At 70.0% G+C, this 26,041-nt stretch carries 21 protein-coding genes and 1 pseudogene; 13 read left to right on the forward strand and 9 right to left on the reverse strand.

What is annotated here, in order from left to right; genetic code table 11:
* Positions 1 to 38: 38 nt before the first annotated feature.
* Complete coding sequence (locus ACIBCK_RS09470; RefSeq protein ID WP_399388323.1) at positions 39 to 866, forward strand: aldo/keto reductase; 828 nt, start codon at positions 39 to 41, stop codon at positions 864 to 866.
* A gap of 42 nt (positions 867 to 908) precedes the next feature.
* Here ACIBCK_RS09470 and ACIBCK_RS09475 read toward each other — a convergent pair whose 3' ends face one another.
* Positions 909 to 3,314 (reverse strand): SpoIIE family protein phosphatase, encoded by a 2,406-nt coding sequence (locus tag ACIBCK_RS09475; protein ID WP_399388325.1) that lies wholly within the window; start codon positions 3,312 to 3,314, stop codon positions 909 to 911.
* A gap of 565 nt (positions 3,315 to 3,879) precedes the next feature.
* Between ACIBCK_RS09475 and ACIBCK_RS09480 the strand changes: the two genes are divergently transcribed.
* Genes ACIBCK_RS09480 through xdhC form a run of 3 tightly spaced genes read left to right on the forward strand, consistent with a single transcriptional unit; the run spans position 3,880 to position 8,631 of the window.
* Complete coding sequence (locus tag ACIBCK_RS09480; RefSeq protein WP_399388327.1) at positions 3,880 to 5,376, forward strand: xanthine dehydrogenase small subunit; 1,497 nt, start codon at positions 3,880 to 3,882, stop codon at positions 5,374 to 5,376.
* The gene (xdhB, locus tag ACIBCK_RS09485; RefSeq protein WP_399388329.1) at positions 5,373 to 7,820 is read left to right on the forward strand and encodes a xanthine dehydrogenase molybdopterin binding subunit; all 2,448 of its coding nucleotides are present in this window, start codon (positions 5,373 to 5,375) and stop codon (positions 7,818 to 7,820) included. The genes ACIBCK_RS09480 and xdhB overlap by 4 nt, the downstream gene beginning before the upstream one ends.
* A gap of 1 nt (position 7,821) precedes the next feature.
* Positions 7,822 to 8,631 carry a xanthine dehydrogenase accessory protein XdhC gene (gene xdhC, locus ACIBCK_RS09490; protein ID WP_399388902.1) on the forward strand — a complete coding sequence of 270 codons (810 nt, stop codon included), beginning with the start codon at positions 7,822 to 7,824 and terminating at the stop codon, positions 8,629 to 8,631.
* A 272-nt stretch (positions 8,632 to 8,903) separates the two neighbouring features.
* On the opposite strand, the gene ACIBCK_RS09495 is transcribed toward xdhC, so the two are convergent.
* Positions 8,904 to 9,863, reverse strand: a complete 960-nt coding sequence (locus ACIBCK_RS09495; RefSeq protein ID WP_399388331.1) for a TerC family protein — start codon at positions 9,861 to 9,863, stop codon at positions 8,904 to 8,906.
* Between the two features lie 169 nt (positions 9,864 to 10,032).
* Between ACIBCK_RS09495 and ACIBCK_RS09500 the strand changes: the two genes are divergently transcribed.
* Together ACIBCK_RS09500 and ACIBCK_RS09505 are read left to right on the forward strand one after the other, a co-directional pair.
* Positions 10,033 to 10,230: a hypothetical protein gene (locus ACIBCK_RS09500; protein ID WP_399388334.1), complete on the forward strand. Its 198-nt coding sequence runs from the start codon at positions 10,033 to 10,035 to the stop codon at positions 10,228 to 10,230.
* A gap of 212 nt (positions 10,231 to 10,442) precedes the next feature.
* Complete coding sequence (locus ACIBCK_RS09505) at positions 10,443 to 12,560, forward strand: ATP-binding protein (RefSeq protein ID WP_399388335.1); 2,118 nt, start codon at positions 10,443 to 10,445, stop codon at positions 12,558 to 12,560.
* 9 nt (positions 12,561 to 12,569) lie between these two features.
* Here the strand turns inward: ACIBCK_RS09505 and ACIBCK_RS09510 are convergent, their stop codons facing one another.
* A complete protein-coding gene (locus ACIBCK_RS09510) occupies positions 12,570 to 13,760 on the reverse strand; it encodes a hypothetical protein (protein WP_399388337.1) in 1,191 nt (396 codons plus the stop codon).
* A gap of 713 nt (positions 13,761 to 14,473) precedes the next feature.
* On the opposite strand from ACIBCK_RS09510, the gene ACIBCK_RS09515 reads away from it, so the two are divergent.
* Together ACIBCK_RS09515 and ACIBCK_RS09520 are read left to right on the forward strand one after the other, a co-directional pair.
* A complete protein-coding gene (locus ACIBCK_RS09515) occupies positions 14,474 to 14,851 on the forward strand; it encodes a DUF6479 family protein (protein WP_399388339.1) in 378 nt (125 codons plus the stop codon).
* Between the two features lie 116 nt (positions 14,852 to 14,967).
* On the forward strand, positions 14,968 to 15,855 hold the full coding sequence (locus ACIBCK_RS09520) for a universal stress protein (protein ID WP_399388341.1): 888 nt from the start codon (positions 14,968 to 14,970) through the stop codon (positions 15,853 to 15,855).
* Between the two features lie 67 nt (positions 15,856 to 15,922).
* Here ACIBCK_RS09520 and ACIBCK_RS09525 read toward each other — a convergent pair whose 3' ends face one another.
* The 4 genes and pseudogenes from ACIBCK_RS09525 to ACIBCK_RS09540 form a co-directional block, all read right to left on the reverse strand.
* Positions 15,923 to 16,699, reverse strand: coding sequence for a metallophosphoesterase (locus ACIBCK_RS09525; RefSeq protein WP_399388342.1), 777 nt, complete (start codon positions 16,697 to 16,699; stop codon positions 15,923 to 15,925).
* Entirely contained in the window at positions 16,696 to 16,950 is a 255-nt protein-coding gene (locus tag ACIBCK_RS09530) for a hypothetical protein (RefSeq protein ID WP_399388344.1), read from the reverse strand. The genes ACIBCK_RS09525 and ACIBCK_RS09530 overlap by 4 nt, the downstream gene beginning before the upstream one ends.
* A complete protein-coding gene (locus tag ACIBCK_RS09535; RefSeq protein ID WP_399388348.1) occupies positions 16,947 to 17,528 on the reverse strand; it encodes a nucleotidyltransferase domain-containing protein in 582 nt (193 codons plus the stop codon). Before ACIBCK_RS09535 ends, ACIBCK_RS09530 begins: the two co-directional genes overlap by 4 nt.
* 335 nt (positions 17,529 to 17,863) lie before the next feature.
* Positions 17,864 to 18,391, reverse strand: a pseudogene (locus ACIBCK_RS09540) (SDR family NAD(P)-dependent oxidoreductase); the annotation flags it as partial.
* A gap of 130 nt (positions 18,392 to 18,521) precedes the next feature.
* Here ACIBCK_RS09540 and ACIBCK_RS09545 point away from each other — a divergent pair.
* The 3 genes from ACIBCK_RS09545 to ACIBCK_RS09555 all read left to right on the forward strand — a co-directional run bounded on the left by ACIBCK_RS09545 (position 18,522) and on the right by ACIBCK_RS09555 (position 22,517).
* Complete coding sequence (locus tag ACIBCK_RS09545; protein WP_399388350.1) at positions 18,522 to 18,770, forward strand: DUF6480 family protein; 249 nt, start codon at positions 18,522 to 18,524, stop codon at positions 18,768 to 18,770.
* A gap of 72 nt (positions 18,771 to 18,842) precedes the next feature.
* Positions 18,843 to 20,678, forward strand: coding sequence for a thiamine pyrophosphate-requiring protein (locus ACIBCK_RS09550; protein WP_399388352.1), 1,836 nt, complete (start codon positions 18,843 to 18,845; stop codon positions 20,676 to 20,678).
* A gap of 45 nt (positions 20,679 to 20,723) precedes the next feature.
* Complete coding sequence (locus tag ACIBCK_RS09555) at positions 20,724 to 22,517, forward strand: glycoside hydrolase family 15 protein (RefSeq protein ID WP_399388353.1); 1,794 nt, start codon at positions 20,724 to 20,726, stop codon at positions 22,515 to 22,517.
* A gap of 32 nt (positions 22,518 to 22,549) precedes the next feature.
* Here ACIBCK_RS09555 and ACIBCK_RS09560 read toward each other — a convergent pair whose 3' ends face one another.
* Entirely contained in the window at positions 22,550 to 22,972 is a 423-nt protein-coding gene (locus ACIBCK_RS09560) for a CBS domain-containing protein (RefSeq protein ID WP_399388355.1), read from the reverse strand.
* Positions 22,973 to 23,256: 284 nt separating this feature from the next.
* On the opposite strand from ACIBCK_RS09560, the gene ACIBCK_RS09565 reads away from it, so the two are divergent.
* Entirely contained in the window at positions 23,257 to 23,661 is a 405-nt protein-coding gene (locus ACIBCK_RS09565) for an STAS domain-containing protein (protein ID WP_399388357.1), read from the forward strand.
* Positions 23,662 to 23,680: 19 nt separating this feature from the next.
* On the opposite strand, the gene ACIBCK_RS09570 is transcribed toward ACIBCK_RS09565, so the two are convergent.
* Positions 23,681 to 24,901: a metallophosphoesterase gene (locus ACIBCK_RS09570; RefSeq protein ID WP_399388359.1), complete on the reverse strand. Its 1,221-nt coding sequence runs from the start codon at positions 24,899 to 24,901 to the stop codon at positions 23,681 to 23,683.
* Between the two features lie 131 nt (positions 24,902 to 25,032).
* On the opposite strand from ACIBCK_RS09570, the gene ACIBCK_RS09575 reads away from it, so the two are divergent.
* Positions 25,033 to 25,929, forward strand: coding sequence for an NAD-dependent protein deacetylase (locus ACIBCK_RS09575; RefSeq protein ID WP_399388361.1), 897 nt, complete (start codon positions 25,033 to 25,035; stop codon positions 25,927 to 25,929).
* Positions 25,930 to 26,041: the final 112 nt, after the last annotated feature.

Below are 26,041 nucleotides of genomic sequence, written 5' to 3' on the forward strand. Positions count from 1 at the left end.
CCTGACCACCACCAATGAGCAACGCCAAGGAGCCCATCGTGACCGCAGTACCCGACATCACCCTCAACAACGCAGTGCGCATCCCCCAGCTCGGCTTCGGCACCTTCCAGATCGAGCCGGAGGAGACCCGCGAGACGACGCTGGCCGCGCTGGAGGCCGGCTACCGGCACATCGACACGGCCGAGATGTACGGCAACGAGAAGGAGGTCGGCCAGGCGGTCAGGGACTCCGGCATCGACCGCGCCGACATCTTCGTGACCAGCAAGCTCAACAACGACGCGCACGCGCACGACGACGCACTCAAGGCGTTCGACCGCACCATGGACGACCTGGGCCTCGACTACCTGGACCTCTTCCTCATCCACTGGCCGCTGCCCGGCAAGGGCGACTTCGTGGAGACCTGGAAGGCCCTGGAGGAGATCTACCGCTCGGGACGGTCCAAGGCCATCGGTGTCTCCAACTTCCAGCCCCACCACCTGCGTCGCCTGCTGCAGGACAGTGACGTGGTGCCCGCGGTCAACCAGATCGAGGTGCACCCCTACCTCACCCAGGACGACGTCAGGGCCTTCGGCGCCGAGCACGACATCGCCACCGAGGCCTGGTCGCCCATCGCGCAGGGCAAGGTGCTCGACGACCCCACCCTCAACCGCATCGCGCAGCGGGTGGGCAAGTCGCCGGCCCAGGTGACCCTGCGCTGGCACATCCAGCGCGGCGACATCGTCTTTCCCAAGTCGGGGACCCAGAAGCGCATCGAGGAGAACTTCGACCTCTTCGACTTCGAGCTCACCGAGGGCGACCTCGGGGAGATCTCGGCGCTGAACCGCGACGAGCGGACCGGCCCCGACCCGGACCGCTTCAACGGCTGAGTCCCTCCGCAAGGGCTGAGCCCTAGAGGGCCGGGCGCCGTCTCAGCCGGAGGCCGGGAAGGCCTGTTCGGTCCAGATGGTCTTGCCGGAGCGCGTGTAGCGCGTTCCCCACCTCTGGACGAGTTGGGCGACGATGAACAGGCCGCGCCCGCCCTCGTCCTCGTCGCCGCTGTGGCGCAGGTGCGGTGAGGTGTGGCCCCTGTCCGCGACCTCGCACAGAAGGGTGCGGTCGCGGATGAGGCGCACCTGCACCGGCCCTTCGGCATATCTGACCGCGTTGGTCACCAGCTCGCTGACCACGAGTTCGGTCGCGAACGTCAGTTCCTCAAGCCCCCACTGGTGAAGCTGCTGGGTCGCCAGGTCACGGGCGCGTCCTACGGCGACCGGTTCCGGGGGCAACTCCCACTCGGTGACCTGCGACGTGTCGAGTTCCCGGGTGCGCACGAGCAGCAGGGCGGTGTCGTCGGCCGTCGAGCCGCTCGGCAGGAGTTCCGCCACCGCCCGGTCGCACAGCTCCTCAAGGGAGGCGTGCCGGTCGCTGAGCACCCGCGCCAGGGTGTCGAGTCCGTGATCGATGTCGCGGTCGCGCGCCTCGACCAGGCCGTCGGTGAACAGAGCCAGCAGGCTGCCCACCGGCAGCTCGATCTCCATCGACTCGAACGGCAGGCCGCCGAGGCCCAGCGGCGGGCCGGCCGGCAGGTCGGGGAAGGTCGGCCGGCCGTCCGCGGCGACGACGGCCGGTGGCAGGTGCCCGGCCCTGGCCATCACGCAGCGCCGCGACACCGGGTCGTAGACGGCGTAGAGGCAGGTCGCCCCGGTGGTCACATCGGCGTAGGTCCCGTCGGGCGTTCCGAGCTCGCTGCGCTGCTCCTCCGCCGACTGCGCCACCAGATCGTCGAGGCGCGAGAGCAACTCGACGGGGTCCATGTCCATCTGGGCGAACGCGCGCACGGTCGTGCGCAGCCGGCCCATGGTGGCGGCTGCCTGCAGCCCGTGGCCGACCACGTCCCCGACCACGAGCCCGACCCGGGTGCCGGAGAGCGGGATGACGTCGAACCAGTCACCGCCGACCCCTGTCACGTCGTCCGTGGGCAGGTAGCGGTGCGCGAGCTCGACCGCCGACTGCTCCGGCACGTGCTGCGGGAGCAACTGGCGCTGCAGGGCCAGCGAGGCGGTGCGCTCGCGGGTGAACCGGCGGGCGTTGTCGATGGACACGGCCGTACGGGCGACCAGCTCGTCGGCCAGTGCCACTTCGCCGTTGTCGAAGGTGGCCGAACCGATGCCGTCGCGCGTGAAGGTGACGAGCCCCAGGGTGTTGTTCCCGGCCCGCAGCGGCACCACCAGGTCCGAGCCGTCGAGCACGAGCCCGCCCGAGGAGAGGCTGCGATGCTGCGGCGAGCCTGGCGGGTAATCCACGTGCTCGTTCACGACTGGGTCGGGCGGAGGGGGCCGCCGCCCCGGCTTCTCATGGCCGGTCTCCCCGTCCGAGCAGCGGGCGACCCGCACCAGTGACGTCGCCGCCGCGCCGCTGGTGGCCGGCACCTCGCCCTCAAGCACCGCCTGGGCGAGATCGACCGTCACCGTGTGGGCGAACTCCGGCACCGCCACTTCGGTGATCTTCTCTGCGGTGACCCGCACGTCGAGGGCGGTGCCGATGCCCCGGCCCGCCTCGACGAGCAGGGCCAGACGCCGCTGGGCCTTGTAGCGGTCGGAGATGTCGAACGCGTCCTCGCAGACGCCGATGACCCGCCCGTCGGCGTCCTGGAGCCGGTAATAGGCGCAGGACCACAGGTGGACCGTCTCCGGGTCGCTGGGCGGCTTGCCCTGGAAGTGCAGGTCCAGGAAGGGTTCACCGGTGTCCAGTACATGGCGCATGACCGCTTCGAGGGTGGGCGGGTGCCCCTTGGTCACGAATTTCCCCTCGGAGTACAGCTCATCCGCCCTCCGTCCCTGGAACTCCGCGAACGGCTGTCCGATCTCTCGTTCGAACGCCGTATTGCACCAGGTCAGGCGCAGGTCGTCGTCGTAGATTCCCAGTCCTACGGGTGACTGCGTGGCAAGGCCGTGCAGCAGGGCCAGCCGGGATTCCCACAGCTGGAGGTCCTTCAGCTCCGTCGCGACGAGGACGCGCGCCGCCGGCCCGTCGCCCGGCAGGGCACACACCGCGATGGCGACGATCAGCTCATGCCCGTCCCGGTGCCGGGCGACACGGATCTCGTTGCCCCGGAACTCGGGGGGAAGAGGCAGAGCAGGGGGCACCGGGCCGGGGGAGAGGAACGTGCTCAGGGGCCGCCCGACGATGTCCTGCGGCCGGTGACCGAGGAGCCGCTGCGCCGCGGGGCTCCAGCCGATGACCGTGTCCTGGGCATCGACGACCGCCGTGGCCGCCCTGGTGACGTCGAGGGGTCCACGAAAGTCAGCACCTTGCTCCGCGTTCCATGCCGTCATGGCGCCACATCAGCCCCGTTCATCACCTACAGAATCCGCCGTCCGCCGGGCGCGCACAACCGCGGCTTGCCCTGACTCGGCCATACGGGCCGCGGTGCGGCTCCTCACGGGAGGGCGACCTCTTGACCTCGATGGCTCCAGCCCATTAGTTTGCGGTGGCTGTCGACCTGTCACCGGTGAAAGGGGGCGACCAGCAGATGAACACCAGCTCTGACCTCGGTCGCCTCGCCCAGCGCACCGTCTGGGTTCCGGGCCGGATCGCGCACGGCTGCTGAATCCGCCGTTCTGACCGGCTCTGATCGTCGGCTCCGATCGGCCGCTGAGCCGCCGTTTCGAACGGCCGCCGAGCCCGTCGTTCTGATGTGCCTGTGTCCGTGGCACTCGTATGCCCGCACGCTCGTGGCCCATCCCCGGGTTCCCCTCGCACCTCACCGCTCCCTGGCACGTAACTCTTGCGTGCCGTTTTGCGCCCGCTTCTTCCACTGGCGCCTTTGAACACAGAAAGCTGCCTGAAATTGGCGAACATGATGTATCGACCCATCACGCACCGAAAAGAAGGCCTGGCATGGTAGCGGCGCGGATCACAGTCAACGGGAAAGAAGCACCGATCTCACCGGCTGCACCCCACACCACCGCGCTGGACTTTCTGCGCGAGCGTGGCCTCACCGGCACCAAGGAGGGCTGCGCCGAGGGTGAGTGCGGTGCCTGTTCGGTTCTGGTGGCCCGCCCCGGGGTGAACAAGCCCACCGACTGGGTGGCGGTCAACGCCTGCCTGGTCCCGGCGGCTGCCCTCGACGGCCAGGAGATCATCACCTCCGAAGGCCTCGCCACCCCCGGGGAGCCCGGAACGCCTCCCACGCTGCACCCGGTGCAAGAGGAGATGGCGGTCCGCGGCGGCTCCCAATGCGGGTACTGCACACCGGGGTTCATCTGCAGCATGGCCGCCGAGTACTACCGGTCCGACCGTTGCGCGCACACCGACTCAGCCGACGGCGCCGAAGCCGACGGCGCCGAGGCCGGCGGCACCGCGGACGCCGAGCACGGCCCGAACGGCTTCGATCTGCACGCGTTGAGCGGAAACCTGTGCCGCTGCACCGGCTATCGCCCGATCCGCGACGCCGCGTTCGCCGTCGGTACGCCCACCGAGGAGGACCTGCTGGCTCAGCGGCGCGAGCAGTCGCCGCCCGCGCCGGTCGCCACCCGATACACCCAGGGCGACAGGTCGTTCCTGCGACCGGGCACCCTGGCGGAAGTGCTGCGACTGCTGCGCGAGCGGCCCGAGGCGGTGGTGGTCGCCGGAAGCACCGACTGGGGTGTGGAGGTGAACATCCGCTCCCGGCGGGAGAATTGCGTCGTCGCCATCGACCGGCTGCCCGAACTGCGGGAACTGCGGGTCGAATCCGACCACATCGAGATCGGGGCGGCCCTGACGCTCACCGAGATCGAACGCCGTCTGAACGGCGAAGTCCCGCTGCTGGCTCAGCTGTTCCCGCAGTTCGCGTCCCGGCTCATTCGCAACGGCGCGACCCTGGGCGGCAACCTCGGCACCGGCTCCCCGATCGGTGACAGCCCGCCGGCCCTGCTCGCGCTGGAGGCATCGGTGATCCTCGCCGACGCGGACGGCGAGCGCGAGGTCCCCCTGGCCGACTACTTCACCGGCTACCGGCAGAGCGTGCGCCGTCCCGGCGAACTCATCCGCGCGGTGCGCGTCCCGCTGCCGCTGTCGCCGGTCGTGGGCTTCCACAAGATCGCCAAGCGGCGTTTCGACGACATCTCAAGCGTGGCGGCCGCTTTCGCCCTCGACATCGAGGACGGAATCGTCCGCAAGGCACGGATCGGCCTGGGCGGCGTGGCCGCCACCCCGATCCGCTCCCACGCCACCGAGGCGGCCCTGGAGGGCAAGCCGTGGACGACGGAGACCGTCGAGGCCGCGGCCCGTGTGCTGCGGGGTGAGGGCACACCGATGAGCGATCACCGTGCCAGCTCTCTCTACCGTTCCGCGATGCTCGGCCAGAGCCTCCTGAAGCTGTACGCGCAGACGACCGAGGCGGTTTCCTCATGAGCCAACTGTCCCAACGCCCCGAAAAGCCCGTCGTCGGCGTCTCGATGCCGCACGAGAGTGCCTTCCAGCACGTCACCGGCGCCGCCCTCTACACGGACGACCTGGTCCAGCGCACCAAGGGCGTGCTGCACGCGTACCCGGTCCAGGTCATGAAGGCCTGCGGCAGGATCACCGCGCTGCGCACCGAGCCCGCGCTCGCCGTGCCCGGCGTGGTGCGCGTGCTGACCGGAGCCGACGTACCCGGCGTGAACGACGCGGGCATGAAGCACGACGAACCGCTGTTCCCCGACGAGGTCATGTTCTACGGCCACGCTGTCGCGTGGGTGCTAGGCGAGACCTTGGAGGCGGCCAGGCTCGGCGCGGAGGCCGTCGAGGTGGATGTCGACGAACAGCCTTCCCTGGTCACACTGCAGGACGCGATCGCGGCCGAGAGTTTTCACGGTGCTCGGCCCGTGATGCTGACCGGCGATGTCGACGCGGGCTTCGCCGACTCCGCGCACGTGTTCAGCGGCGAGTTCCAGTTCTCCGACCAAGAGCACTTCTACCTGGAGACGCACGCGGCGCTGGCCCATCTCGACGAGGCGGAGCAGGTGTTCGTCCAGAGCAGCACCCAGCACCCCTCGGAGACACAGGAGATCGTCGCGCACGTGCTGGGCCTGCACAGTCATGAGGTGACGGTGCAGTGTCTGCGCATGGGCGGCGGTTTCGGCGGCAAGGAGATGCAGCCGCACGGGTTCGCGGCCGTCGCCGCGCTCGGCGCCAAGCTCACGGGTCGGCCGGTCCGGCTGCGGCTCAACCGGACGCAGGACCTGACCATGTCCGGCAAGCGCCATGGTTTCCACGCCAGTTGGAAGATCGGGTTCGACGCCGACGGCCGCATCCGGGCCCTGGCCGCCACCCTGACGGCGGACGGCGGCTGGAGCCTGGACCTCTCCGAGCCGGTGGTGGCGCGAGCGCTGTGCCACATCGACAACACCTACTGGATTCCCAACGCCCGCATCGCCGGTCGCATCGCCAAGACCAACAAGGTCTCCAACACCGCTTTCCGCGGCTTCGGAGGTCCGCAGGGCATGCTGGTGATCGAGGACATCATGGGCCGGTGCGCGCCCCTGCTGGGCCTGGACCCCATGGAGTTGCGGGAGCGCAACTTCTACCAAGAGGGCCAGGCGACGCCGTACGGCCAGCAGGTCGTCCAGCACAAGCGCATCGCGGCCGTCTGGGACCAGGTCAAGGAGAACGCTGGGCTCGTCGACCGCAAGCGCGAGATCGCCGCGTTCAACGCCGCGCACCCGCACACCAAGCGGGCCCTCGCGGTCACCGGTATCAAGTTCGGGATCTCGTTCAACCTCACCGCCTTCAACCAGGGCGGCGCACTGGTCCTGATCTACAAGGACGGCTCGGTCCTGATCAACCACGGTGGCACCGAGATGGGCCAGGGTCTGCACACCAAGATGCTGCAGGTGGCCGCGACCACGCTCGGTATCCCGCTGCACAAGGTGCGGCTGGCTCCCACGCGCACCGACAAGGTCCCCAACACCTCGGCCACCGCCGCGAGTGCCGGGGCGGATCTCAACGGCGCTGCGGTGAAGAACGCCTGCGAGCAGCTGCGCGAACGGCTGTCGCAGGTGGCCGCCACCCAGCTGGGTTCGAACGCATCGGACGTGCGCATCGTCGAGGGCACGGCGCGCACGCTGGGCAGCGACAAGGAGCTGGCCTGGGACGACTTGGTGCGCACCGCGTACTTCCAGCGGGTTCAGCTGTCGGCGGCCGGTTTCTACCGGACCGAGGGGCTGCACTGGGACGCGAAGACGTTCAGGGGCTCGCCGTTCAAGTACTTCTCCCACGGCGCCGCCGCGGCCGAGGTGGAGGTGGACGGTTTCACGGGTGCGTACCGCATTCGGCGCGTGGACATCGTGCACGACGTCGGCGACAGCCTGTCGCCGATGATCGACATCGGTCAGGTCGAGGGCGGTTTCGTGCAGGGCGCGGGCTGGCTGACGCTGGAGGACATGCGCTGGGACGCCGGTGACGGGCCGAACCGCGGTCGTCTCCTCACGCAGGCCGCGAGCACCTACAAGCTGCCGAGCTTCTCGGAGATGCCCGAGGAGTTCAACGTCACGCTCTTGGAGAACGCCACCGAGGAAGGCGCCGTATACGGATCAAAGGCGGTCGGCGAACCTCCGCTGATGCTGGCGTTCTCCGTACGGGAAGCCCTGCGGCAGGCAGCCGCCGCGTTCGGGCCCAGCGGGGTCAGCGTCGAGTTGGCGTCGCCCGCGACGCCCGAGGCGGTCTTCTGGGCGATCGAGGCGGCCCGCCGGGCCGACGCCTCCCGGAACGGGTCCGCCCAGGGCGGACCCGCCACGAACGGCCACACCGGCATCGGCCGGACCGAGACCGGCAAGGTCCGAACCGACGCGTCGGCGTCAGCGTTGAACGGTGCCTGACATGACGTGGGTCGCCGCGGTCGCGCGGTTGCGAGCACGCCGGGAGCCCGGCGTGCTGGTGACGGTCGCGACCGTGCGCGGTCATGCCCCGCGCGACGCCGGAGCGAAACTCGTCGTGGGGCAGACCGAGGCATGGGGTTCGATCGGCGGCGGCAACGTCGAGGCCGTGGCGATCGACCGGGCCCGGGAAATGATCGTTGCGTCCAAGCAGGAGCCGGAGCTGATCGATTTCGCCCTGAACGACAAGGTGACCAATCAGCACGGCGTGCAGTGCTGCGGCGGCACGGTGTCGGTCCTGCTCGAACCCCTGGCGGTGGTGCGGGCGGTGGCGATCTTCGGCGTCGGCCACGTCGGGCTCGAACTGGCGCGCATCCTGGCACGCCAGGATCTCGACCTCCATCTGGTCGACAGCCGCTCCGACCTGCTCTCCGAGCGGCGGCTCGGCGTGCTTGCGGACGCGGCGGGGCAAGTGCACGTGCATCACACGCCGCTGCTGCCCGAGGAGGTGCTCGCGGAGCTGCCGCCCGGCACGCACGTCCTGATCATGACCCACGATCACGCCGAGGACGCCGCGCTGTGCGACGCCGCCCTGCGCACCACCCATCTCGGCTCCGTCGGGCTGATCGGATCGGCGGCCAAGTGGGTGCGGTTCCGCAAGCGCCTCGCGACCGAGGGCGGGCACGACGAGGCAACCATCGACCGGATCAAGACCCCGATCGGCCTCGCGGACATCACGGGCAAGGAGCCCGCGACGATCGCGGTGAGCGTCGCCGCCGATCTGCTGCGCACGTTCGAAACCGAGAGGTTCTGACCGAGGGCGTGCGAGACAGCTCCGTTATGGGTTCGCGGTATGGCGCGGCGTGGTCTTCTCCGCTTCCTGGCACTTCGAACAGCTCGGGTTGTGGCAGGAACCCGGCTTCCACTGCGGAACGTAGATTCCCATCGTCTTGTGCCGCGTGAGCTCCGCGGTCACGGGTTCGTGGCAGGCGGGGCAGACATCAGCGCCGGCCTGCGGGGGCTGTATGTGCTCTTTGCTGCGCATGCGACCAGAATAAGCTCTTTTGCCATAAAATGGGCAGAATTTTACAGCGATGGGGTGGTGTCCGGTGGCGGCGAGGGCGGACGGCGGATGCTCAGCGTGACGGAGGCAGCCAGGACCGCGACGATCACCGCGAGGCTGATCGGTGACGGGATCTCCGGGATGCTGCTGCTGATCAGCTTGTGGGACGCCTGCAGGATCAGCTTCACGCCGATGAACGAGAGGATCAGCGCCAGGCCCTTGCTGAGGTAGTGGAACCGGTCGAGGAGGCCGGCGAGCAGGAAGTAGAGCGCCCGCAGACCGAGGATGGCGAACGCGTTGCTGGTGTAGACGATGAAGGCGTCGTCGCTGACCGCGAGGACGGCGGGCACGCTGTCCACGGCGAAGATCAGGTCGGCTGCCTCGATCGCGGCGACGACCGCGAGCAGAGGCGTGGCGACGCGTTTGCCGGCCTCCCGCACGAAGAACTTCATTCCGGCGTACTCGTCCCTGACCGGCACCACTTTGCGCAGCAGCCGTACGGCGATGCTCTTGCCGGGGTCGAAGCTGTCCTCTTCCCCTTTGAGGATCTTGTAGGTGCTGTAGAAGAGGATCGCCGCGAAGGCGAAGAGCACCGCGGTGAACCGGCTGACCACGGCCACTCCGGCGGCCAGGAAGACACCCCGGAACACCAGCGCCCCCATGACGCCGAAGAACAGGACACGGTGCTGGTAGGCGCGCGGCACCCTGAAGTAGGCGAAGATCAGCGCGAAGACGAAGAGGTTGTCGACCGACAGGCTCTTCTCCAGCAGCCACGCGGTGGTGTATTCCACTCCCGGATCCGTGCCGAGCACCAGGAAGACGACCGCGCCGAAGATGAGGGCGAGTCCGATCCACACGCCGCTCCACGCGGCCGCTTCCTTGAACCCGATGACATGCGCCTCCCGGTGCGCCAGCAGGTCCACGGCCAGCGACACGACCACGGTGACGACGAACGTCGCCCAGAGCCAGAACGGCACATCCATGACGGGAGACCCCCTGACACGGTCGGGGGTGAAAGTCTTCCTTCCGACCAATTCTGACCCAGCGGTTCCCCCTTGTCGCCCGCAGCCCGCCCGGCCGGCCCGCCCGGCCGGAAGACCCCGCAGGACCGGCATTCCGTATCCTCGGCGCCGAATGATCGTTCAGGAGGGCATGAGGAACACAAAGCGCGTCGTCGTAGCCCTGACCGTTGCCGCCGCTGCCCTTGCCGTGACCGGCCCCGCCAGTGCGGAGGAATCCAGCGGCGAAGGAGGCATCAACCTCCCCGAGAATCCCCAGGAAGTCGTCGACGGGGTGCGCACGGGCCTGGATGTGGCGGCCACGAGCTGGGAGCTGGCCCAGGCCCGCTGAGGCACGGAAGCCTTCGTTCCCTCGGCATAACGGTCACGCGCCCGGACGAGGGCGACGAGGAGAAGCGGGTGATCGCCGAGCGGCACCTTCCACTGCGCCACACTTGACCTGCGGCGCCGCGGCACGCTCGAATCGTACGTCGACTGACCTGCCCGGCGGATACGGCGATACAGTCCGGCAAGATCGGATCGTGACCCAGGGGAGGGGCCGTAGTGCTGGAGATCGTGGCGCTGAGTGCGCTGACTGCTTTTCTCACGGCAGCGGGTAACGGCGCCGCAGGGGAGATGGGCAAACAACTCCTCCTGTCCACCGGTGCGTTGGCGAGAAGGACCATGGGCCGGGAGACACCACAGCCGACCGGCCCCGAAGAGTGGCGGACACTGGCCGGGCAGATGCACGTGCGGCTGAGCCGAGACCCGCAGCAGGCGGGTGAGTGGGCGCTCCTCGCCCGCAGCCTCCCGCAGCCAGCCTTGCCACTGGCTCCCAGCGGTGGACTGCCGCCTGCGGCAAGGGACTTCACCAACCGGCAGAAAGCGTTGAAGCAGCTCAAGCGGGAGGCGACCCGCCCCGCGGCAGGGCGGCCACGCGTCGCGTTGCTGCACGGGCCGCCGGGCATCGGCACCACCGCCGTCGCACTGCACTTGGGCGCCACCCTCTACGCACAGTTCCCCGACGGGCAGTTCTACGTCGACCTGCGTGACGCCGCTGCGGGACACGACCCGGAACCCGCCCATGTTCTGCTGCGACTGCTCCGGCAGATGGGTGTCGCGCCGGAGCAGATGCCCCCCACGGCCTCGGGCCGCGAACAGCTCTACCGTCAACTCACCGCGGGACGACGGGCCTTGTTGATCGTCGACCATGCCACATCAGCGGCACAGGTCCGGAACCTGATACCGGGAACGCCGGACGTCTTCCTGCTGGTGGTCGTCTCCGGCCGCCCCTTCGCGTTGGAGGCCGAGCGCGTCCACGTCGCTCCCCTCACCGACCGGTACGCGACGCAGATGGTGAAGAAGGTCGCTGGCCAGGACAACGTCGCGCGGGTCAAGGCGCGGATACCCGGACTGCTGGAGCACTGCGCGGGCAACGCCTTCGCGCTGAAGGCCGAGGCGATGCGTCTGTTGGCGGAAGAAGCCATCCCGGAGCCGGGCGACGACGCACCGGCGGGCGATCCCGTACGCGGTGCCGTCCGGAATGCCTGCGACGGCGTCGGGGCGGGCACGGCGCGGCTGCTGCGCCTGACGGCGCTGGGTGGCTGGCCCGCCATCGACGCCCACCTCGCTGCGGCAGCCGCCGGCGTCGCACCTGAAGAGGCGGCACGCATGCTCACCGAGGCGGCAGACGTCCAACTCCTGGACCCCGTGGGCGACGACCGCTACCGCTTCCGACCCGAGGTACGGCGCGTGCTGGCTGACGCCGCGGGGCCGCAGCACGGGATCCCCGAATGCTCCGCCGCCGTCGAGCGCACGCTCGACACCCTCCTGAACCGCGCTCTGCGCGCGGCCCACACCGCCCTGCCACAGAGCTGGCGTACCGAGCCCCTGCCGGCGGACAGCGACGCCTACCGCGACGAAGCGCAGGGCGTGACGGTGCTGGCAGCGGAGGTGGGCAATCTGGTCCGCGCGGTGAGCGTGGCGGAGGAGTACCAGCACATCACGACCGCCCTGCGGCTGGCGCGCACCCTGTGGCCACTCCAGCTGAAGGCAGGACACTGGGACGAGGTGCTGCCCGCGCTGCGTGTCGCGACCCGGTGCGCCGACGAGCATCAGCCCCGCTCGCGTACGGCGGCGGGGCTGCACTTTCAACTCGGGCACTGTCTGGGCGAACTCGGGCGATGGGAGGAAGCCGAGCAGGCTGCACACGCCGCCGCCGAGTGTGAGCGCGCAGCAGGCCATGTGCGGGGCGAGGCGTCGTCGGTCGAGCTGTTGGGTCTCCTGAACCTCTACCGGTGGCGTTACGCGGCAGCGCATGAGCGGTTCGTCGAGGCCGAGCGCATCTACCGGAGGATCGCTCCCGGCCAAGAGGGGGCGCAGGACGTGGCACGCGCACTAGCCCTGACGGGACGTCACCAAGGGCGTGCGCTACGGGGGATGGGGCGGCTGGAGGAGTCCCGGCATCTCCTGGAGGTCGCCACGGACTTCTTCAAGGAGCAGGGCGAGAGCTACAACCAGGCGCGCGCCCTCACCGACCTCGCCGAGGCCCTCCACGACGCGGGCGAGGACACCGAAGCTCTGGCGAGGATCACCGAGGCCGAGGGGCTGCTGGGCCCGACGGCTGCTCCACACCTGCGGTATCTGGATGGGTTGCGGCTGCGCTGCGAGGGTCGTCCTTAACCGTCGTCCTTAGCCGTCGTCCTTCGCGGGTTCCACGACCACCGGGTGTACGCCGCCTGCCGCGTGCACCGCCAGCGTGACACCGGCGGGCGGCACTCGGCCGCCGTCCGCAAGCCATGCGTACAGCGAAGAGGCATACGCCGCCGGATCGAGGTCCGCCCCCGGTCCCGCGGACAACCGGAGCAGGCCGTGCTGCCGGCTGCGGACCGTGCACTCGTGCGGGCCGCTCACGTACGCGGCGACCGCGCAGTGCGCGTGCCGGCCCAGAACCTCGGCGGTCCACACCTCCGGGCCACCCAGGCGCGGGTCGTCGGCGGCCCCCTCGCGCACGATCACGTCGGCCAGCTCCAGAACGCCCGGGTCCCGGGTGTCCTCGTGCACCGCGAGGTGGACGTCGCCGTCAGCCTCGTAGGGCTGCTCGGTGGATCTGGCGATGACGATGTCGGTGTGACGGACGCGTGTGAGCACCCGTAGGGGTGCGGTCCGCCGCGGCGGATCATGGGGAGTCAGGGGCAGCGGCTCCAGCAGGGCGGGGGCGGTGGGCTCGGGAAGATCCATCAACGCGTAGAAGTGGCGCCGCAGGAGCGCGGCCGAGCTGCCGGGTGCGGAGGTGACGAACTCGGCGGGATCTGCGGCCGGTTGATGGTCTGCGAGCAGTTTCTCCACTTGAGGGCGCAGGGGGCCGAGCGGGTCGAGCCGCGGTGCGTCGCGGACGAACGCGGCGAGCGGCGTCTCAGGGTCCAGCCTGTCCTGCCCGGTGGCAGCCATCAGCACGGGAACCCCCAGCGCGGACGCGTAATAGGTCGCCGCTCCGAAGTCGCCGATGACGACGTCAGCGGCGAGCAGCGCCTGCCGCCATGCCTGGGCGGGGTCGATCAGGGTCAGTCCGCTGCGGCGGGCCTGGTCCAGCCAGGCGCGGATCTGCCCTGGGCCGTGCCCGTACCAGATGTTCGGGTGCAGCACGACAGCGAGACGGTAGTCATCCGCCGGCAACTCCGCGGCGAGCCGCGGCAGAAGACTCGGCAGGAGGTCATGACCGCCTCCACTGCCGAAGAAACCCTCGGGATTCCAGGTGGAGTTCAGTACGACGAGCCGTTGGCCTCGCCGCACGCCGAGGCCGCGGCGGAAACGATCGCGGTACGGGCGCGCGGCGAGCATGCGGTCGAAGCAAGGGTCCCCGGCGAGAACGGAGACGTCCACGGCCCCCGGACAGACGCGACCCAACCGATCCATCTGTTCCGGATGCGACAGCACGAGGCCATCCATGAACGGTTTGCCGTCCGCCAAGAGCCACTCCGGCGAGAGGCCGAACGTCGGCTCCCGGCTCCCGGCTCCCGGCTCCCGGCTCCCGGCTCCCGGCTCCCGGCTCCCGGCTCCCGGCTCCCGGCTCCCGGCTGGGTTAGTTTCTTAGTGTACCCCACCCCATGTGAAAGAATGGACAACTTGCCCTGAATGGAGGTGAGTTGACCACCGAAGCTTGCAGAGACGGCGAGATTGACCGGTGTGGCCAGAGCTTGCTCCCAGGGGAGCACGGGGAAGCCCAAGCCGGAGAAGAGCTCGTCGATTCCGTCCTGGAAGGCGGAGGAACCCGTCGCGGTGACGAGCACCTGCACGCGGAAGTCGTCGTGGAACAGCGGCAGCACGTCCAGCAGGCGGCCGGCGGAGGTGACGTTGTGGACCACGAGCAGAACCCGGCGTTGCGTCGCGCGGCTGGCCCAGCGTCCGGAGTCGTATCCGACCGGCACGCGTATCGGCAGGGGTTCAGCCCGCACTGTTGCCCCTCCTGAGCGTGTGTGGCGCCATGGCGGGATCACCCTAGTCGCACGCAGGTATCACTCGTTCGCCCACGGTTAATAGGGCATTTATGGGCGTTTGGTGAGTTTTTGGTACTGATATGCGGGTAGTCGAACGTCATGGTTACGGCTAGCGGCGAATTGCATGTCCTCGCTGTCTCCGGCGCAGCCCTCGGCACGATTGCCGCCTTCGTCGGCGGTCTCGCCCTGGTCGGCGCGTTGCTCTGGGCCTTCTGGCTGGGAAACAGGGTGCGCGGGCGGGAGCCGAGGCCGCCGCGGCCGGAGGAGCAGCCGAAGCTGCCCGATTCCGGCCCGGTCCACGAGATCCGGGAGATGCGCGAGCCGGACGAGGTGCCGCACGCCAAGGACGAGAGCGAGCGGCTGCGTCCTGAGAACCTCCACGCTTCAGGGACGAAGCGAAGCGAGAACCAGAAGCGCCGCCGCTGGTCGCCGGGCTCAAGCGGTTCCTTCGGGGGCGGAGGACCCGGCAAGACGTAACGCTGTTGCACATATCCCCATCTGCTGGTTGATATCGGGTGTGCGGGGTACTTGAGGCGACCGGCAGACGTCCGGGCAGCCCCAGGCTCGCTGGAACCGATCGGCAAGGAGAAGGAATGTTCAACCACGACGACGAGACGAAGCGACTCGTCCTGGTGGGGGTCGAGCAAGGGAGTGACCAGGGCGCCGTCGTGCGGTACGCGGCCCGGCACGCGGCCTTGCACGGCAGCCCGCTGCACCTCCTGCACGTGGCGACGGGATCCCTCCCGGCCGGGTCCGCGGAAGAACGCGGAGAGCGGACAAGTCCGGTGGAGCAGGCGCTCTCGGCCGTCGTGGCGCCGATGGTGGAGCTCGTCGAGGCGGAGTTCCCCGAGGTGGTGGTGACGGCGGAGGCCGTCGTGGGAAAGCCCGCGGCCACCTTGGTGGAGCGTTCCGCCGAGGCGTCATGGGTGGTGGTCGGGCACCGCGGCAGTGGCGGATTCACCCGCCTGCCCCTGGGTTCGGTGAGCTGGCAGGTGGCCACGCACGCTCACTGCCCCGTGGTCGTCGTGCGCCCCGGTGCGGGTCCCGTCACGGACAACCCGGTCGTGGTCGGGGTGGACGTACACGATGTGGCCGGGGAGGCCTTGGATCTCGCCTTCGCCGAGGCCCATCTTCGAGGCTCCAAGCTTCGGATGGTGCACGGCGCCTTTCACATGAGCCAGATGCCCGCGGGACCCGGCATGGTGGCCCCCGACTTCGAGGCTCTGGACAAGAGGGCGCGCAAGGCGCTGGCTGAAGAGGCCGCCAAGCGTCTGCGCCGGTATCCGGACGTCACGGTCGAGGTGCACGTCGAGCGCGTACGCCCCGCGACGGTGCTCGCCGAGGCGTCACGGCGGGCCGGCCTGCTGGTGGTCGGTTCCCACGGGCGCAAGGGCCTGCGACGGCTCATGCTCGGCTCCGTCAGCGGCGAGGCGCTGCACACCGCGGAGTGCCCCGTGGCCGTCGTACCGTCCGCGAAGTAGGAGGGCGACGAGAAGCAGCAGGGATACGACCGGGGACCGTCACGCCCGGGTCGTCATGCCCGGGTCGTCATGCCCGGCCGCCGTCAGCGGAGGACGCGGCCGCAGCGGGTTCCCCGTGGGTGCGGTCCGGCAGGTGGTAGACGTTGAACGCCTTGCGGATGACCGGCTGGGCGACGTTGCGGACCGGCACGCCGCCGCTGGTCATACCGTGTTCGGTGCCCGCGTGGGCGTGGCCGTGGACGGCCAGGTCCGCGCCCGCCTCGTCGACGGCCTCCGCCAGCAGATAGCTGCCGAGGAACGGATAGATCTCCAGCGGCTCTCCCGCCAGGGTGTCCGGCACCGGCGCGAAGTGCGTGAGCGCTACCCGGGTGTCGCATCCCTGCTCGGCCAGTTCGTGCAGAGAGGCCCGCAGACCCTCGGCACAGCGGCGCGTGTACCGGATGAACTCCTTCATCAGGGGTTCGCCGAACTCGCTGCCGCACCGGCCGACGAACCCGCCGCCGAACCCCTTGGTGCCCGCGACGCCCACGCGCCTCCCCTCCACCTCGACGACGGTGCCCTGGCCTTCGAGCACCCGCACGCCCGCGTCGCGGAGGATGGCGGTGACCTCTTCGGGCCGCTCGTCGTGGTGATCGTGATTGCCGAGCACGGCGACGACCGGCACTGGCAGATCGGTCACCTCCCGCGCGACCACCCTCGCTTCTTCCGGGGTGCCGTGGCGGGTGAGGTCCCCTGCCAGAAGCAGCAGGTCGGCACAGTCGGGAAGGGTCTCGAACGCGGGCCTGAGCAGGCTCTGGCTGTCCAGACCCATGTGAATGTCCCCCACGGCTGCGACACGGATCATGCCAGTTCCTCCGGGTGGTCCGGGGCCGACGCATCGGCCACCGCGATGTCGAAGTGGACGGTCATACCGGCCAGTTCCTCGTTCACGGTGCGCACGAGCTCCTCGCGGCACTGGGTCGTGGGCGCGGTTCCGACGACCGTCACGGAGTTGCCGCGGATCGCGATGCGGATGCCCAGTTCGCCGAGTTCTCCCGCGGCGAGCCGCTCCTGCAGATGAGCGATGCGGTACTCGACATTGGCAGAGTCGGTCATCGGTCTCCTCCGTCCGGTGCGATGACTTCCAGGCGTTCGAGGAGGTACAGGAAGGCGGCGGGCATCGGTGCGTCCCCGCACGCCTGGCGCACGGTCCGCCAGTCGACCATCTCGCGCAGTTGCCGCGCGATGGGCAGCACGGCGCCGAAGTCGCAGTGATGCTCGGAGAAGGCGGACAGCAGGGCCCGCATCAGGTCCGTCGGTGCGAGCACCGGCATGAGCACCGAGTCCACCGGCAGGTCCACGGCCCGCCCCAGCAGCTCAGCGGTGACGGGCTGGTGGGCCAGCTCGAAGATGAGGTCGATGTCCTGCCCCAGGCACTTGGCCTTGAGCAGCCAGTCCTCGGGTGGCGCGTACACCGTGAGGCCGGCTTCCTGAAGGGTGGCCGAGACCGCCTCGGCGTCCTCGGGTTTGATGCAGAAGTCGGCGTCGTGCTGGAGGTTGGTGGTCCCGCCGTGCGCGTATACGGCGACGCTGCCGGCGAGGGCGAAGTCGTGCCGGTGTTTCTTGAGAACGGCGGCGACCTGTTTGGTCGCCTCCAGAATGGCTTGATTGAGATCGGGCGGAAGCTCTGTCACAGAACTCGGTCGGTCGAAAGTCGGGTGTCGCTCAGGACTGGGGCTTTCCGCGTTCCGCGTCACCTGCTGCTCCGTTTCCGGACGCCGACCGCCGCTCGTGCGGGTCGGCCCTCTTCGACGATCCCTGCTCCAGGCAGCACCGGTACCCCAACCGCCGACTGATATACGAAAACGGGTCTCTGTACGGCTCCGCGGCGCACAGGTAGGCGCGATTTCCCTTATACCGCAGGGGGTAGCACGCCACCTCCCCGCGAGAGGCGAACGGCCTCGGAAAGCTCAGGAGCGCCGCCCAGCGTCTCGCTCAGGGGCGCAACCTCACGTCAGTCGGCACGTCAGTCGGCCCCGCTCAGGGCCGCCGCCACTCGTCGGCCGAGTGGAATGCCGGGGCGGCTCCGGCTGTGGACGTCGATGTCCTCCTGCCCGGTCATCGGGGTGGCGATCTCACCGGGCGCGGTGGAATTGACGGTGATGCCGTGCTCGGCCAGCTCCAGGGCCATTACCTGAGTCAGCAGCCCGAGCCCACCCTTGGCGGCGCAGTACGGTGCGGCGCCCACCCGGGGCTGGTGCTCGTCCACGGAGGTCACGTTGACGATCCGGCCGCCGTCGCCCTGCTGGATCATGCAGCGCGCGGCGTGCTGGCCGCAGAGGAACGGTCCGACGAGGTCGACGTCGAGGACGTGCTGAACGTCTTCGTGAGCCAGGTCGAGGAAGGGGGTCGCCGTGCCGGTCCCGGCATGGTTGACCAGGACGTCGATCCGGCCGAGCTGTCCGGCGAGGTCGTCGATCACACGCGCGGCGGGCAGCCGGCTCAGGTCCATCCGGGCGACGGCAGCGCGACGGCCGTGCTGCCTCACCTCCTCAGCCGGGCGAGCTTTCGAGGAGCCCCGCGGCCTCCCATGGCCGAACCTGGGAGGAGGCCTGTGAGTGCTGCGCGGGCCGGGGCCCATCGTGGTCGGACGGCGGACCCGGCCACGACGTGGCAACTTGGATCACATGACCCCTTCCCAGAACCCGGATGCGGACCCGGATCCGCACCGCCGCGACACCCCAGGACCAGCACCCGGCGGGAGCGTGCCTCCGGGAGAGACGCCACCCGACGAGAGCAGCATGTCGGGAGCCGGTCCCCGGGATACCCACAACCCCACGAAGGGGTGGGCGAAGGGCCCCTTGACGCTGATCGGCGTCCTCGTGGCGCTGATGGCGGCGTTCTTCATCGTCTACGCCCTCGTCCTGCTGCTGTGAGGCGGTAGGGCGATACAGCCCGCACGACCCGTGCCGCGCATGCCCGCGTCCGCCGACAGGAAGGCCAACCCCGTGTCCACGAAAGTCTCGGACTACGTCCTTCGACGACTGCGTGAGTGGGATGTCGAGCACGTCTTCGCCTACGCCGGAGACGGCATCAACGGCCTGCTCGCCGCCTGGGGGCGCGCGGACGACAAGCCGCGGTTCATTCAGGCACGGCACGAGGAGATGGCCGCTTTCCAGGCGGTCGGGTACGCGAAGTTCTCCGGCAAGGTCGGCGTGTGCGCGGCGACCTCGGGGCCGGGCGCGATCCACCTCCTGAACGGCCTCTACGACGCGAAACTCGACCACGTTCCGGTCGTCGCGATCGTCGGGCAGACCAACCGCACCGCCATGGGCGGCTCCTACCAGCAGGAAGTCGACCTGCTGAGCCTCTACAAGGACGTCGCCTCCGACTTCTGCGAAATGGTGACGGTCCCCGAGCAGCTCCCCAACGTCATCGACAGGGCCATGCGCACCGCTTACGCCCGCCGTACGGTGACGGCGGTCATCATCCCCGCGGATGTCCAGGAGCTGGAGTACTCACCGCCGACGCACGCGTTCAAGATGGTGCCCTCCAGCCTGGGCCTGGCCCGGTACGCGCCCGTTCCCGCGGCAGATGAGATCACCAGGGCCGCAGAGGTGCTGAACGCGGGCGAGAAAGTCGCCGTGCTCATCGGCCAGGGCGCCCGTGGTGCCCGCGCCGAGGTCGAGGTGGTCGCCGAGACGCTGGGCGCCGGCGTCGCCAAGGCGCTGTTGGGGAAGGACGCGCTGCCGGACGATCTGCCGTATGTGACCGGGGCGATCGGCCTCCTGGGCACCCGCCCCTCGTACGACCTCATGCAGGGCTGCGACACGCTGCTCGTCATCGGGTCCAGCTTCCCGTACACCCAGTTCATGCCGGAACTCGACCAGGCCCGAGCCGTCCAGATCGACATCGATCCGCACATGATCGGGCTGCGATACCCCTTCGAGGTCAACTTGGTGGGCGACGCGAAGGAGACCCTCAAGGCCCTGCTGCCGCAGCTGAAGAAGAAGAGGCACGGCTCCTGGCGGAAGAAGATCGAGAAGGACACGGCGCGCTGGTGGAAGGTCATGGAGCGGCGCGCTGCCGTGGAGGCCGATCCCATCAACCCCGAGTACGTCGTGCACGCACTCGACGCCCTGCTGCCGAACGACGTGATCCTCGCCGCCGACTCCGGCTCCGCCGCGAACTGGTACGCCCGGCATCTGCGCATGCGAGGGACGATGCGCGGCTCCCTGTCCGGCACGCTCGCCACCATGGGACCCGGCGTTCCCTACGTGATCGGTGCCAAGTTCGCCCACCCCGGGCGGCCCGCCATCGCGCTCGTGGGCGATGGTGCCATGCAGATGAACGGTCTGGCCGAACTCATCACGGCCGCCAAGTACTGGCGGGAGTGGCAGGACCCCCGGCTGATCGTCGCCGTACTCAACAACCAGGACCTCAACCAGGTCACCTGGGAGATGCGGGCGATGTCCGGGGCCCCGCAGTTCCTGCCCTCGCAGGCGCTCCCCGACGTGCCGTACGCCGACTTCGCCAAGTCCATCGGCCTCGACGGCGTACGGGTGGAGAAGCCCGGGGACGTGGAGGCGGCGTGGCACCGCGCACTCGGCGCCGACCGGCCGTTCGTCATCGACTTCCGCACCGACCCCGCGGTACCGCCGATCCCCCCGCACGCGGAGCTCGACCAGATCGAAGCCGCCGCGTCGGCGATCGTCAAGGGCGACAGTGACCGCCTCGGCATGTTCCGGCAGGGACTCAAGGCCAAGGTGCAGGAGATGCTGCCGGGGCGCCGCTCCGACAGCGGACCTGGTGCGGCGGGGGAGAAGGACAACCGCCTCTCCTGAGCCCGCAACTACCGCCCCCGACACCGATGGAGAGGACGCCACGGCATGCCGAAGCCGGAATCGATCGACCCCGGCCCCGAGTTCCCTCCGCACGTGCTGCGGGAGTACGCCTTGCTGGCCGACGGCGAACGAGGCGCCCTGATCGGCCCGCACGGCGACATCGCCTGGATGTGTGCGCCGTACTGGGACTCCGACGCCGTGTTCTCGACGCTTGTCGGCGGCGGAGGAACGTACGCCGTCACGCCGCTCGAAACCCGGCACGTATGGGGCGGCTTCTACGAAACGGGAAGCCTGATCTGGCACAGCCGCTTCATCACCGGCGCCGGACCCGTCGAGTGCCGCGAAGCCCTCGCCTTTCCCGGCGAGGCCGACCGGGTGGTCCTGCTGCGCCGGATCCTGGCCACCGACTGCCCCGCACGCGTACGGGTGTTGCTCGAACCGCGCGGCGCGTTCGGCGACGACCGCAGCCGTCATGTCCGGCAGCACAACGGTGTGTGGACGGGCAGGACCGGGGCGCTGCGCTGGCGTTGGACCGGCGCGGAAGCGGCGCGGACGACCCGCTCCGAGAACGGCAATGGCGAGGTGCTCGCCTTCGACCTGACCGTGCCTCCGGGCGGACACCACGACCTCGTACTGGAACTGTCGCCCCACACGCTGCCCGACGAAGCGGTGGACCCCGATACCGCGTGGGCCGGCACCGAGGAGGCCTGGGCGCGGGCCTGTCCGCAGCCCGCGAAGACCATCGCGACGCGCGACGCGCACCATGCCCTCGCCGTCCTGCGCGGCCTCACCAGCAGCGCCGGCGGCATGGTCGCGGCCGCCACGATGTGCCTGCCGGAACGCGCGGGCGCGGGCCGCAACTACGACTACCGCTACGCCTGGATCCGCGACCAGTGCTACGCGGGTATCGCCGCGGCAAGCGTCGGCGCCACCGGCCTTCTCGACACCGCGGTCGGCTTCGTCGCGGCCAAGGTCCTCCAGGACGGGCCGCAGCTGAAACCTGCTTACACGGTCACCGGCGGCGCGGTGCCCTCCGAGCGGACCCTGGACCTGCCCGGGTATCCGGGAGGGACGGACAAGGTCGGCAACTGGGTGAACCAGCAGTTCCAGCTCGACGTGTACGGCGAGGCCCTGCAACTCTTTGCCGCCGCGGGCCAGTGCGACCGGCTCGACGGCGTCGGCTGGCGCGCCGTGCACACCGCGGTCGCCGCCATCGAACAGCTGTGGAACGAGCCCGAGGCCGGCATCTGGGAGATCGACGACCGGCGCTGGACCCACTCCCGGCTCGCCTGCGTCGCCGGGCTGCGTGCGGTGGCCGCGCTGCCGGGAGCCAGGAGGGACGTCACACGCTTCACCTCACTCGCCGACGCGCTTCTCGCCGAGACGGCACGCACCAGCCTGCACGCCGACGGTTACTGGCAGCGGGCCCCGGACGAGCCCGGCGTCGATGCGGCCCTTCTGCTGCCCCCGGTCCGGGGCGCACTGCCCGGCTCCGACCCTCGCACGATCGCCACCCTGCGTGCCGTACGGCAGGAACTGGCCCTCGACGAGTACGTCTACCGCTTCCGCCAGGACCAGCGGCCCCTGGGGGAGGCGGAGGGCGCGTTCCTGCTGTGCGGCTTCATGATGGCGTTGGCCGAGCACCAGCAGGGTCATACGGCGCGCGCCCTGCGCTACTTCGAACGCAACCGCGCGGCGTGCGGACCACCCGGACTGTTCTCCGAGGAGTACGACATCATCCAGCGGCAGATGCGCGGCAACCTACCGCAGGCGTTCGTCCACGCATTGCTCCTGGAGTGCGCGGGCCGGCTCACCGAGACCCCTTCGCCTCTGCTGTAGCCCCGCGCCGGTCTCGGGATGCCGGCGAGGTCTCAGTCGGTGGAGAGGGCCTCGATGAGGCGTCCCGCTTCGGGGGCTTCGAGAGCGCGGGCGGCGTCCGCGAGGGCGACCATGCCGACGAGGTCCGTGCCGTCGATCACCGGCAGACGCCTGACCTTGTGCCGGGTCATGGTCGTGAAGACCTCGTCCACGTCGTCGTCCGCGCCGATCGTCACGGCCCTTCCTTGCGCCAGGGTGCCCATCTCGACCTCCGTGGGATCGAGCCCCGCACCGAGGACCCTGACCACGATGTCCCGGTCGGTCACGACGCCGACGAGCCGGTTGTTCTCGCCGCAGATCGGCAGGGCGCCCACCTGAAGTTCCGTCAGTTTGCGTGCCGCGTCGAGGGCGTTGTCGTGAGCTTGTACGCACTGTGCGCCGCCGGTCATGATGTCTCGTGCCGTTGCTGTGGCCATGGTGAAGCGCCGTCCCATCTCTGCTGCCGGATGCTCCGGCGCGCTCTCTCTTCGACACCGGAGCCTGTCAGTTTCGGGTGACCGGGAGTGGCGCCGGTGAAACAGGATTGCCGTGAGATCCCCCGGATGGTCAGGCTCACGGGGCTCCGACGTCGCCGAGCGGCCTCCCCGGCGGTGGTGTGCGGGTGCGCAACCGGGAACGGAGGGTGTCCAGGGAGGGTATCTTCGGGCTGCCAGGATTCGCTTCGGCAGTGAGGCGGATCGGCACGCATTCGGGACTGACGATGAGCGAGCCTCCTCTGCCCCGTCTGGTCATCCAGCAGGGGCATGACCAGGCCGGATCCGGAATCATGGTCGCACTCACGGGGGAGCTGGATGGTTCCACCTCGGCCGACCTGCGGGAAGCCGTGGTGCTTCTCGCGGCGCAGCCCCAGATACGCGGACGTCTGCTGCTGGACCTGTCGGCCGTGACCTACTGCGACAACGCCAGCCTGTACACGCTGCTCGGCATCTGCGAGGCCCTGGACCTGGTCGGTATCTGCGTCGCCCTGACGGCGGTCAGCCCCGCCGTGGGCACCTGCATCCACCGCAACGCTCTTGAGGAACGGCTTCCCGTCGGGGCCGTCCTGGACGCCATCTCGGGCGCTGCGAACGAGGGTTCGGGAGGAACGACCTCGACCCGCTCCTGACGCGGCAGCCCGCCCCGCGTCACGACGTGGCGGGCCGCTGGGGGGAGCGGAGTACCAGGAGGGTGATCTCGCTGGGGGCGAAGACGCGGAACGGTGGGCCCCAGAAGCCGGTGCCGCGGCTGGTGTAGAGGAGGGTGCGGGCGCCGTGGCGGCTGAGACCGGCGAGGGCGGGCTGGTCGATGCGGACGAGGTGGTGGAAGGGCCAGATCTGGCCGCCGTGCGTGTGACCGGAGAGCTGGAGGTCGACGCCGCCTTCCGTGGCACGGTCGATGAATTTGGGCTGGTGGGCCAGGAGCAGGACGGGCAGCTCGGGGTCGGCTCCGTCCAGGGCTCCGGCGAGGTGGGCGCGGTGGCCTGCCAGGCCGGAGGACTCGGCGGTGACGTCGTCCACGCCGGCGACCACGAGGGTGTCCCCGCCGCGTTCGAGCAGCAGATGCCGGTTGCGCAGCGGCACCCAGCCGAGTTCGTCCATCAGGTCGACCCAGCCTTGGGCCTCGCTGTAGTACTCGTGGTTTCCGGTGACGTAGACCCGCGCCCGGGTGGCTTGCACGGTGCCGAGCGGAGCGGCCTGGGCGCGGCGGCGTTCGGCCGTGCCGTCGGCGATGTCGCCGGTGTGGCAGACCAGGTCGGCATCCAGGGTGTTGACCCTCGCGCAGACCCGCGCCGACCAGCGGGCGCGGTCGAGCGGGCCGTAGTGGGTGTCGGTGATGAGGACGACACGGGTGCCGTCCAATCCGGCTCCCAGGCGCGGGAGTTGCACGTCGAGGCGGCGGACCCGTGGCACCCTGCGGGCCTCGGCGTACCCCCAGGCGAGCAGTACGGCGGCGGTGCCGATCACCGCCCAGGTGACGATCCGGGCCCGGTCCTGACCGTCGCCCACGCCGGCCACGGCCAGGGCGAGACGCAGCAGGACGCCGAGCAGGACGGACCAGGTGAACAGGACCCAGCCGGTCCCGAGGAGGGTGTCTCCGACGATCGCCGCCCGGTCCTGCTGCCGTTTGCCGTGGCCGCGCGCCATCGTGAGCGGCATGGTGATCAGGCCGAGGACGAACAGGGCGGTGCCGCCCAGGGCCACAGGGAGCGGCCAGTGCTGGCCGGCGTGCAGGAGAACCCAGCAGGGCACGGCCCACAGCAGGACCGGGGCGATCAAGGGGATGTAGCGCATCAGGCGGCGCAGTCGGCTCGGCTCGGTCGCTCGCGCCGTACCGTCCGCGGGCCGGGCTTCGCTGGTGTCGGTCACGCTTCCCCTCCTCAAACAGCCGGACTGCCGGCAAGCTGCCGGACTGCCGACAAGCAGCAGGACTGCCAACTGGCAGCCGGACTGTCAACGCGCGCACTTTATCCGGTCGCCCTGTACGTAAGCTGGCGGGCATGAGGACGCGACCCACGTTGACCTGGGAGCCGCGCGGCGACCTGCCTCCCGCCTCGACGGACGTCTCGGCGGTCGTCGACGCCGTGCGTGCGGGAGGCGTCGTCGTGCTCAGTGGAGCGGGCCTGTCGACGGAGTCCGGTATCCCGGACTACCGCGGGGAGCGCGGAGCCTTTCGCCGCAACCACGTGCCCATGACGTTTCAGGAGTTCACGGACAGCGCTCACGCGCGTCGGCGGTACTGGGCCCGCAGCCAGCTCGGCTGGCGGTCCCTGACCCGGGCCCGCCCGAACTCCGGTCACCGGGCGGTCGCGGCCCTGGCCGGAACGGGGCGCGTCACGGGTGTGATCACGCAGAACGTCGACGGGCTGCAGCAGGCCGCGGGGCTGCGGGACGTCGTCGAGCTGCACGGCAGCCTCAGCCGCGTGACCTGCCTCTTCTGCGGGCATGCCACCGCGCGCTCGGAGCTCGACGCCCGGCTGCGGGCGGCCAACCCGGGGTTCGAGGCCATGGTCGAGCAGCACCGCGCGGCGCGGGTGAATCCTGACGGCGACGTGGACCTGCCCGACGAGGCAGTGCGTGAGTTCCAGGTGGTGGCGTGCGCGGCGTGCGGCAAAGAGGGACTCAAGCCGGACGTCGTGTTCTTCGGTGAGAACGTGCCGCCCGAGCGCGTGGCGGCGTGCCGGAGCCTGGTCGACGGGGCGACCACGTTGCTAGTCCTTGGGTCATCACTGACGGTGATGTCCGGGCTGCGCTTCGTGCGCCAGGCGGCGCAGGCCGGCACACCGGTTCTGATCGTGAACCAGGGCCCTACTCGCGGTGACCACTGGGCCGCCCGCCGCATCGACCTCCCCCTGGGGCGCGCACTGAACGATGTCCTGGCGCAGGTCGGCCGCTGACTGTTCGCACACGGCACCGCGCGGCGAACGCGAGAGCGACGCCCCACGGCGAACGCGAGAGCGACGAGCTGGACATCCCCGGGAGGCCTCTGGCATGGTCGCCCGTCCGGTA

Origin of the sequence: Streptomyces sp. NPDC051218, from assembly GCF_044455475.1 — a bacterium.
GTDB lineage: Bacteria > Actinomycetota > Actinomycetes > Streptomycetales > Streptomycetaceae > Streptomyces.

Excerpts from the sequence above, each read along its gene's own strand:
- ACIBCK_RS09520 (WP_399388341.1), top strand. The coding sequence starts at position 14,968 with ATGTTCAACCACGACGACGAGACGAAGCGACTCGTCCTGGTGGGGGTC.
- ACIBCK_RS09500 (WP_399388334.1), top strand. The coding sequence starts at position 10,033 with ATGAGGAACACAAAGCGCGTCGTCGTAGCCCTGACCGTTGCCGCCGCT.
- xdhB (WP_399388329.1), top strand. The coding sequence starts at position 5,373 with ATGAGCCAACTGTCCCAACGCCCCGAAAAGCCCGTCGTCGGCGTCTCG.
- ACIBCK_RS09480 (WP_399388327.1), top strand. The coding sequence starts at position 3,880 with ATGGTAGCGGCGCGGATCACAGTCAACGGGAAAGAAGCACCGATCTCA.
- ACIBCK_RS09555 (WP_399388353.1), top strand. The coding sequence starts at position 20,724 with ATGCCGAAGCCGGAATCGATCGACCCCGGCCCCGAGTTCCCTCCGCAC.
- ACIBCK_RS09565 (WP_399388357.1), top strand. The coding sequence starts at position 23,257 with ATGAGCGAGCCTCCTCTGCCCCGTCTGGTCATCCAGCAGGGGCATGAC.
- ACIBCK_RS09560 (WP_399388355.1), bottom strand. The coding sequence starts at position 22,972 with ATGGCCACAGCAACGGCACGAGACATCATGACCGGCGGCGCACAGTGC.
- ACIBCK_RS09475 (WP_399388325.1), bottom strand. The coding sequence starts at position 3,314 with ATGACGGCATGGAACGCGGAGCAAGGTGCTGACTTTCGTGGACCCCTC.
- ACIBCK_RS09575 (WP_399388361.1), top strand. The coding sequence starts at position 25,033 with ATGAGGACGCGACCCACGTTGACCTGGGAGCCGCGCGGCGACCTGCCT.
- xdhC (WP_399388902.1), top strand. The coding sequence starts at position 7,822 with ATGACGTGGGTCGCCGCGGTCGCGCGGTTGCGAGCACGCCGGGAGCCC.
- ACIBCK_RS09530 (WP_399388344.1), bottom strand. The coding sequence starts at position 16,950 with ATGACCGACTCTGCCAATGTCGAGTACCGCATCGCTCATCTGCAGGAG.
- ACIBCK_RS09495 (WP_399388331.1), bottom strand. The coding sequence starts at position 9,863 with ATGGATGTGCCGTTCTGGCTCTGGGCGACGTTCGTCGTCACCGTGGTC.
- ACIBCK_RS09515 (WP_399388339.1), top strand. The coding sequence starts at position 14,474 with ATGGTTACGGCTAGCGGCGAATTGCATGTCCTCGCTGTCTCCGGCGCA.
- ACIBCK_RS09545 (WP_399388350.1), top strand. The coding sequence starts at position 18,522 with ATGACCCCTTCCCAGAACCCGGATGCGGACCCGGATCCGCACCGCCGC.
- ACIBCK_RS09525 (WP_399388342.1), bottom strand. The coding sequence starts at position 16,699 with ATGATCCGTGTCGCAGCCGTGGGGGACATTCACATGGGTCTGGACAGC.